This is a genomic window from Spirosoma koreense (assembly GCF_054777875.1).
In genome coordinates, this window is the sequence record NZ_BAAHAC010000029.1 from 977,062 (window position 1) to 985,757 (window position 8,696).

At 48.1% G+C, this 8,696-nt stretch carries 8 protein-coding genes and 1 rRNA gene; 8 read left to right on the forward strand and 1 reads right to left on the reverse strand.

What is annotated here, in order from left to right; genetic code table 11:
* The first annotated feature begins 49 nt into the window (after nucleotides 1-49).
* The 8 genes from ACYVC2_RS31950 to ACYVC2_RS31985 all read left to right on the forward strand — a co-directional run bounded on the left by ACYVC2_RS31950 (nucleotide 50) and on the right by ACYVC2_RS31985 (nucleotide 8,323).
* A complete protein-coding gene (locus ACYVC2_RS31950; protein ID WP_461109696.1) occupies nucleotides 50-388 on the forward strand; it encodes a DUF2147 domain-containing protein in 339 nt (112 codons plus the stop codon).
* 238 nt (nucleotides 389-626) lie between these two features.
* Nucleotides 627-2,033 (forward strand): 3-isopropylmalate dehydratase large subunit, encoded by a 1,407-nt coding sequence (gene leuC / locus ACYVC2_RS31955; protein WP_461109698.1) that lies wholly within the window; start codon nucleotides 627-629, stop codon nucleotides 2,031-2,033.
* Nucleotides 2,034-2,135: 102 nt separating this feature from the next.
* Nucleotides 2,136-2,732: a 3-isopropylmalate dehydratase small subunit gene (leuD, locus tag ACYVC2_RS31960; RefSeq protein WP_461109700.1), complete on the forward strand. Its 597-nt coding sequence runs from the start codon at nucleotides 2,136-2,138 to the stop codon at nucleotides 2,730-2,732.
* Nucleotides 2,733-2,818: 86 nt separating this feature from the next.
* Nucleotides 2,819-4,348, forward strand: a complete 1,530-nt coding sequence (locus ACYVC2_RS31965) for an alpha-isopropylmalate synthase regulatory domain-containing protein (protein WP_461109702.1) — start codon at nucleotides 2,819-2,821, stop codon at nucleotides 4,346-4,348.
* Nucleotides 4,349-4,527: 179 nt separating this feature from the next.
* Nucleotides 4,528-5,163, forward strand: coding sequence for a class I SAM-dependent methyltransferase (locus ACYVC2_RS31970; protein WP_461109704.1), 636 nt, complete (start codon nucleotides 4,528-4,530; stop codon nucleotides 5,161-5,163).
* 122 nt (nucleotides 5,164-5,285) lie between these two features.
* Nucleotides 5,286-6,362 carry a 3-isopropylmalate dehydrogenase gene (gene leuB, locus ACYVC2_RS31975; protein ID WP_461109706.1) on the forward strand — a complete coding sequence of 359 codons (1,077 nt, stop codon included), beginning with the start codon at nucleotides 5,286-5,288 and terminating at the stop codon, nucleotides 6,360-6,362.
* A gap of 254 nt (nucleotides 6,363-6,616) precedes the next feature.
* Nucleotides 6,617-7,756, forward strand: coding sequence for a 2-isopropylmalate synthase (locus ACYVC2_RS31980; protein ID WP_461109708.1), 1,140 nt, complete (start codon nucleotides 6,617-6,619; stop codon nucleotides 7,754-7,756).
* Between the two features lie 105 nt (nucleotides 7,757-7,861).
* A complete protein-coding gene (locus tag ACYVC2_RS31985) occupies nucleotides 7,862-8,323 on the forward strand; it encodes a hypothetical protein (protein ID WP_461109710.1) in 462 nt (153 codons plus the stop codon).
* Nucleotides 8,324-8,397: 74 nt separating this feature from the next.
* Here the strand turns inward: ACYVC2_RS31985 and rrf are convergent.
* Nucleotides 8,398-8,509 (reverse strand): 5S ribosomal RNA (rrf, locus tag ACYVC2_RS31990).
* Between the last annotated feature and the right edge of the window lie 187 nt (nucleotides 8,510-8,696).

Below are 8,696 nucleotides of genomic sequence, written 5' to 3' on the forward strand. Positions count from 1 at the left end.
CGTTTTATTCGATATAAAAAGACTTAAGTATTTATAAACCAATCGCCCCATGAGACAAAAACTGTTTATAATGACCCTGTTACTAAGTTTTACCAGCCGTTTATTCGCCCAGAAACCAAGTGATAACCTTGCAGGAAATTATAAAACCGACGACGATGGTGCCCTTATTGTCATCAGTAAAACCAGTACTGGATTTGTAGGTATTGATCCGGCCAAACGCATCGTTTTGAAAGACATCAAGTTTGTGGACGGTCAATGGAAGGGGATTGTTTACAACCCTAAAAAAGACATCACCGCCACTTGTGAGCTGTTGCTGGTTGACAATAAACTTAAGATCGTTGCTCGTAAAGGCATTATTACTAAAACTATTTACTGGGAAAAGCAATAAAGCTTTACCAAGCCTGCTTTCTAGATTAAACAGTCAGCCATCGAATGAGTTGTCCGCTTGTCTAATCCAGACATCCAACTCTTCGACTCAGCTACATACCTAAATATAGTTTTCCGGCCATAGAATACATCAGAGCTAAAACCGCTATTTATTGGGCGTATTGCGAGATGTATTATCCATTGGTAATTATCAATTTTGTAGCAGAGAAGTACATAATTTACTTAATGCCTGCTTTGCTATGAGTACCCCAAAAACCCTGTTCGATAAAGTCTGGGATGCACACGTCGTCCGGCATGTCGACGATGGCCCCGATGTTTTATTTATCGACCGGCATTTTATCCATGAAGTTACCAGCCCAGTTGCGTTTCTGGGTCTGGAAGAGCGGCATATACCCGTCATGTTTTCCGGTCGTACGTTCGCTACTGCCGATCATAACACCCCAACGCTGAATCAGCACCTACCGGTGGCCGATCCGCTATCCGCTAATCAGTTAGCGGCTCTGGAGCGTAACGCCACGAAATACGGAATTTCGCACTGGGGACTAGGCCACATCAAAAACGGGATCGTGCATGTAGTCGGCCCCGAAAATGGCATCACGCTGCCAGGAATGACCATCGTTTGCGGAGATTCACACACCTCGACCCACGGCGCGTTCGGTGCCATTGCCTTCGGCATCGGTACGTCGGAAGTCGAAATGGTGCTGGCGACCCAGTGTATTATGCAGCCGAAGCCGAAGAAAATGCGGATTACGGTGAGCGGTAAGGTAGGCAAAGGCGTGCTACCCAAAGACGTAATTTTGTATATTATTTCGCAGATTTCGGCGAGTGGCGCTACGGGCTATTTCGTGGAGTATGCCGGCGACGTGTTCGAGAACATGAGCATGGAGGGCCGTATGACGGTCTGTAACATGAGCATCGAAATGGGCGCACGGGGTGGTATAATTGCCCCTGATCAAACCACTCTAAATTACCTCAACGGCCGTGAACTGGCTCCCAAAGGAGAACAGTGGGATAAGCTAGTGCCTTACTGGCAATCGCTTAAAACCGACGAAGGTGCTTCGTTCGACGTCGACCTGACATTTGATGCGGCCGATATCGAACCTCAGATCACCTACGGGACGAACCCAGGTCTGGGCACGGGCGTAACCCACAGGATTCCGGTATCTGAAGCGGTAAAAGATGGGGCTGCCAGCTACAAAAAATCGTTGCAGTACATGGGTTTCTCGGAAAACGAATCTATGATCGGTAAGCCCGTCGATTTCGTGTTTCTTGGAAGCTGCACTAATGGCCGGATCGAAGATTTTCGGGCGTTTGCCTCGATTGTTAAAGGCCGTCAGAAAGCCGACAATGTAACAGCCTGGTTAGTGCCGGGTTCGCACGTCGTTGAAAAGCAAATTCAAGACGAAGGTATTCTGGATATTCTGACTCAGGCTGGTTTTCAACTACGCCAGCCTGGATGTTCCGCCTGCCTGGCGATGAATGAAGACAAAATACCCGCGGGCAAATACGCCGTTTCGACCTCGAACCGCAACTTCGAGGGCCGTCAGGGTCCGGGTGCGCGTACGTTATTGGCCAGCCCGTTGGTAGCCGCAGCGGCTGCTGTTACCGGCGTTGTTACCGACCCCAGGGGTTTAATCAATGAATAATGGATAATGTATAATGCACAACGGAGGCTCGGGTCAGTCTAAAGCCCTGTTGTCGTTATTCATCCTTATTCATTTTTCATTATACATTATTCATTCATCCAAATGGCTTACGACAAATTCACCATACTCCGTAGCACGGCCGTTCCGATGCCTATCGAGAACGTAGATACAGACCAGATAATCCCGGCTCGCTTCCTGAAAGCAACTGAGCGTAAAGGCTTCGGCGACAATCTGTTCCGCGATTGGCGGTACAATAACGACGATACACCGAAGCCCGATTTTATCCTGAATGATCCGACCTATTCGGGTAAAATTCTGGTTGGCGGAAAAAACTTTGGCAGCGGGTCGAGCCGCGAACACGCAGCCTGGGCTATCTACGATTATGGTTTCCGGTGCGTCGTGTCGAGCTTTTTCGCCGATATTTTCCGCAACAACTCGCTGAACATCGGTATTCTGCCTGTACAAGTCAGTCCCGAATTTCTGGAGAAAATCTTTGCTGCCATCGAAGCCGACCCCCAAACCGAGCTGGAAGTGGACCTGCCTTCGCAAACGGTCACCTTACTAGCAACGGGCGAGAGCGAAAGCTTCAACATAAACGGCTACAAAAAACATAATCTCGTTAACGGCTACGATGACATTGATTACTTACTATCGATGAAAAACGAAATCGAATCCTTTGCCGAATCGAGGCCCTTTTAATAAGATGTATAATGAATAATGTATAATGGCTAATTAGTAAGTTCATTGTCCATCATTCATTATACATTATTCATTATACATTACTTATGCCCCGTCGTTACATTGAAATTATGGACACGACACTCCGCGATGGTGAACAAACCAGTGGAGTGTCGTTTTCTGCGTCTGAGAAATTAGCGCTGGCCCAGTTGCTGCTCACCGAAGTCAAGGTCGACCGGGTCGAAGTGGCTTCGGCGCGGGTGTCGGCGGGTGAGCTGGAGGCCGTTCGGCAGATTAGTGAATGGGCCGCCAAAGCCGGTATGCTGGATAAAATCGAGGTGCTGACTTTTGTCGACGGAAAAGCTTCTCTTGACTGGATGCGGGCGTCGGGCGCGAAGGTAATGAACCTGCTGACCAAGGGCTCTATGAATCACCTGACTCACCAACTTCGCAAGAAGCCCAGCGAGCATTTTGCGGATATTGAGCAGCTTATTCAGGAAGCGCAGCAGTCTGGCCTGCAGGTCAATATTTATCTGGAAGACTGGAGCAATGGCATGCGCAACTCGCCCGAATACGTGCTTCAGTTTCTGGATTTCCTCCAAACGCAGCCTATTCGCCGGATTTTATTACCCGACACTTTAGGCATACTCACCCCGGCAGAAACCTACACCTTTATCAGCCAATTGGTCGGTCGCTATCCTATGTTACATTTCGACTTCCACGCGCACAATGATTATGACCTCAGTATCGCCAATGTGATGGAAGCCATCCGGGCGGGAGCACACGGCATGCACCTGACCGTCAACGGCCTGGGCGAACGAGCGGGGAATGCACCGATGGCCAGTGCTATTGCGGCCCTGCGCGATTTTATGCCCGACGTGAAGCTGGGCGTCGTCGAAAAATCGCTTTATCAGGTCAGTAAGATCGTGGAAACGTTTTCGGGACTTCGAATTCCTGACAACAAACCCGTCGTTGGCGACAATGTGTTTACTCAAACAGCCGGTATACACGCCGACGGCGATAAAAAGAACAATCTGTATTTCAACGCCTTACTCCCGGAACGGTTCGGACGCAAACGCAGCTACGCCCTGGGTAAAACGTCAGGGAAAGCCAATATCGAAAATAACCTGCGCGAACTGGGTATTCAGCTATCGGACGATGATCTTAAAAAAGTAACCCAGCGGGTGATCGAACTGGGTGATCGGAAAGAGGTCGTTACCCGAGAAGATCTGCCCTACATTATTTCTGACGTTCTGAATACTAAAACCATCGCTTCGCGCGTGGAGGTACTTAATTACGTACTGACTCACTCAAAAGACCTTAAACCTTCGGCTACGCTGAAGATACGCATTGAGGAAGAGCTGTTTGAAGAAAGTGCACAGGGTGATGGTCAGTATGATGCGTTTATGAATGCCCTGAGAAAAATATACAGCAAAAAGAAACTTACCCTGCCCGTTTTGACCGACTACGCGGTTCGGATACCAACAGGGCCAACCGGTGGGCGAACCGATGCGCTTTGCGAGACCACGATCACTTGGCAACACAGAAAACAGGAATTTAAGACCCGAGGCCTCGATTCTGACCAAACCGTATCGGCCATCAAAGCGACGCAGAAGATGCTGAATACGTTGGAGTAACGGCTCGTCTCAGGCCGATACATAGCTGTTTTGACTATTTATAGCGATTCGTTTAATAACTTCGTATTCTGTAAGAAAATACGGTAATGCGATCAGGTTTCATGCATCCATAAACAAATATGAGTCAGGCCAAGCAAACAGCAGAAAAAGTAGAATATAACGGATCCGATAATTTAGCCATGATGAGTCACGCTGTTAACTACAACAGCGGTCTATATAAGTGGGTCGCCAGCGATATCCGGCCCGGTGAAGCCGTTCTGGATTTTGGCGCTGGCAACGGCGAATACGCCAATCGGTTTCCACTGGGCAGTGTCGATGCTGCCGAAATCGACCCGGAGCTTTTGCCCTTGATCAAGCAGCCTGTTTACACAGACATCAGTCAACTCACCAAGAAATACGACCTGATTTACACCATCAATGTACTCGAACATATCGAGCACCACGGCGAAATTGTCAAGGAGTTATACAGCAAGCTTAAGCCTGGAGGACGCATTAAAGTTTTTGTTCCTGCCCGGCAGGAAATTTTCAGCAATATGGACGAGCACGTCGGTCATTACCGTCGCTATGATAAAAAGCTGGTTCGGCAAATTCTGGAAGATGCCGGGTTGCGCGTTACCGATTGCCGATATTACGATTTTGCCGGTTATTTCATCTCGTTGCTCTACAAATGGATGGGCAAAGATGGCCGGATCACGAAAGAATCGGTTATTCTTTATGATCGAGTCGTTTTCCCGGTCAGCCGGCTATTCGATAAACTGACCGTTGGGCAGGTCATTGGTAAGAACGTCATTGCCGAAGCCGTCCGGCCGCAGTAAACTCAGCAGCCTACTAAAACCTTACTATTTTTTATATTCCGTTTAGCTTTAAATGCCTTACCGACCGAAAGAGCGCCAGAGTCGTTTCACGCTTTCGCTCTTCAGCCGGTTTGCTCTTTACAATGAAAAAACACATTCTAGTGGTTCCTGGTGATGGTATCGGAGCCGAAGTAACCGCCGTTGGCAAGCAGGTCCTGGAAGTAATCGCTCAGAAATTTGGGCACGAATTTACATACGACGAAGCCCTCATCGGCCACGTAGCCATCGAAGCAACCGGCTCGCCCCTACCCGACGAAACCCTAACCAAGATGAAAAGTGCCGATGCCGTTCTATTCGGAGCGGTCGGTCACCCTAAGTACGACAATGACCCCTCGGCGAAGGTCCGGCCGGAGCAGGGTCTGCTGAAGATGCGTAAGGAGCTGGGTTTATACGCCAACCTTCGCCCGATCAAACTCTTCGACGAACTCCTGGATGCGTCGAGCATTAAACCCGAAATTCTGCGCGGAGCCGACATTCTGTTCTTCCGCGAACTGACTGGAGACGTTTATTTCGGTAAACGCGAGCGACTCGACGAAGGCAATACAGCTTATGATACGATGATTTACAGCAAGTACGAAGTAGAACGAATCGTTCGTAAAGCCTTTGAAGCGGCTCGCACACGCAGCAAAAAACTTTGTTCAGTAGATAAGGCCAACGTTCTGGAAAGCAGCCGTTTATGGCGGGAAGTGGTACTAGCAATAGCGCCCGAATACCCAGATGTCACCCTTGAGCATCAGTTCATCGATGCGGCTGCCATGCTGTTGATTAAAGATCCCAAACGATTCGACGTAGTCGTAACAGGCAATCTGTTCGGTGATATTCTGACTGATGAAGCCAGCCAGATTGCCGGCTCAATGGGTATGCTGGCCTCTGCTTCCGTTGGTGATAGCACGGGGGTTTATGAACCAATTCACGGTTCAGCGCATGATATAACCGGTAAAGGGCTTGCTAATCCATTAGCGTCCGTTCTGTCCGTGGCTCTGTTGCTGGATATTTCTTTTGGCTTAAAATCAGAATCGCAGGCCATTATAGACGCGGTAGACGCAGTCTTGAAAGCAGGCTTTCGGACGCGTGATATTGCCAATCACACTACTCCTTCCGAGAAAATTCTGGGTACAGACGCTATGGGCGAACAAATTTTGCAGCGGTTGATGGCATAACAACAGCCTAGTTTTGTAAATATTTTACCTGCAGCCTTGCTAAATTTTTTAAAACGGTTATTTTTGTAGCGTATTTACGCAACCAGCGAAATTTCGCAAACGATTTTTATGGCTATTTCTTTACCCTACCGACTGCAAAAACTAAACGTTTTTTAGAACGGGGAAATGGACATGTCATAAAAAGGCCTTTTCTCCATTAGAAAGGCCTTTTTTATTTACAATCGATCAATAATACATTCTACCAATATCGGATCATGAGTCAACGAGTCTTTATTTTCGATACCACACTGCGAGACGGCGAACAGGTACCAGGTTGCCAGTTAACTACTGAAGAGAAAATAGTAGTTGCCAAAGAATTGGAGCGCATGGGCGTCGATATTATCGAAGCTGGTTTTCCGATTTCGAGTCCCGGCGATTTTCGGTCGGTCGTTGAAATATCGAAAGCGGTAACGGAACCAACGATCTGTGCACTTAGCCGGGCCGTTAAAGGTGATATCGATGCGGCTGGTGAAGCACTTAAGTGGGCAAAACGCGGCCGCATTCATACCGGTATCGGCTCATCCGATATTCATATCCGTAATAAGTTTAGTAGCACTCGGGAGAAGATTCTTGAACAGGCGGTAGCTGCAGTCAAACATGCCAAGACGTATGTGGAAGACGTAGAGTTTTACGCTGAAGATGCCGGTCGGGCCGATCTGGCTTTTCTGGCTCAATTGACCGAATCTGTTATTAATGCCGGAGCAACAGTCGTAAATATTCCGGATACGACTGGTTACTGCCTACCCGACGAATACGGCAAGAAAATAGCCTACATTTACGAACACGTTTCAAACGTTCATAAAGCAACTATTTCTATTCACTGCCATAACGATCTAGGCTTAGCCACAGCTAATACACTGGCGGGTGTTATGAATGGCGCACGCCAGGTTGAAGTGACTATGAACGGCATCGGGGAACGAGCAGGTAACACATCGCTCGAAGAGGTTGTGATGGCCATAAAAGTGAAAAAAGAATTAGGCCTCTACACCAACATCGATTCGACGCGCCTGTTCCCAGTCAGTAATCTTGTATCTCAAATGATGCGTATGCCGGTTCAGGCTAATAAAGCCATTGTTGGCCGAAATGCATTTGCGCATTCATCCGGAATTCACCAGGATGGTTTTTTAAAGCATTCTGAAAACTACGAAATCATGAACCCACATGATGTCGGCGTTCCAAAGTCGTCAATTGTTCTAACGGCCCGTAGCGGACGCCATGCGCTGAAACATCGGCTAGAGTTGCTCGGTTTCCGTTACGATAAACCGACGCTCGACGGCATTTATACTCGCTTCCTGGATATGGCCGATATTCGAAAAGAAGTCAATGATAAGGATTTGATGGAATTAGTCCGATAATCAAAAGCCCACTTTAACCGGTGGGCTTTTTCGTTTATCAAGCGAACAAAACAACTAACCAGGCTGTTCCGCCAGTAGATTCTGCTAAACATAACCGTTACCATTATGGCTCGTCCAACACCGGAATTGATCAATGCGCTCCGGCGAACCGCTCAAAACCTCAAAAATGGCGCTTCCTATCAATGGGGGCACATGGGAGGCTGCAACTGTGGCAATTTAGCGCAGGAACTTACAAAGCTCAGCAAAAACCAAATTCATCAGTATGCGATGCAACGGCATGGTGACTGGAACGAACAGGCAGACGACTACTGCCCAACAAGTCAGATGCCCATCGATTTATTGATTAATGAAATGCTCTATGCAGGCTTAAGACTGGAAGACCTAAAACACCTGGAACGACTGGATGACCGACAGGTTCTTGTACGCTTTCCTATTGAAAAGCGCTTTTTAAAACACAATGTACGAGAAGACGTCATCGCTTACATGAACGCCTGGGCTGAACTTTTAGAAGAGCAACTGCTGGAAAAAATAACCCTGCCTAACTTACAGGCTGTTGAGTTCGCCTGAATGTAACCCGAACGTGCACGGGTCTAAAACACAAAAAGGCCGGCGATCGAATGATCGCCGGCCTTGGTTTCATCAGGTGGCACCTTCCTACTCTCCCGCTTGTGACAGCAGTACCATCGGCAGTACGGGGCTTAACGGCTCTGTGCGAAATGGATAGAGGTGTCCACCCGCCTTACCAGCACCAACCTGTTGACTCGTCTGAGAAGCTAACCTCTCAATATCTCTAATAGCTCGTGAGTCTTTTTTCCCACAGAGAGAAACCGGGCACTACCCGACTATCCGTCCGGCCAATCATCGATCTATCGTAAACAAAACAACAACTCACTCTCGGGGTCATTAGTACGGCTCAGCTCTATGCATCTCTGCACCTCCA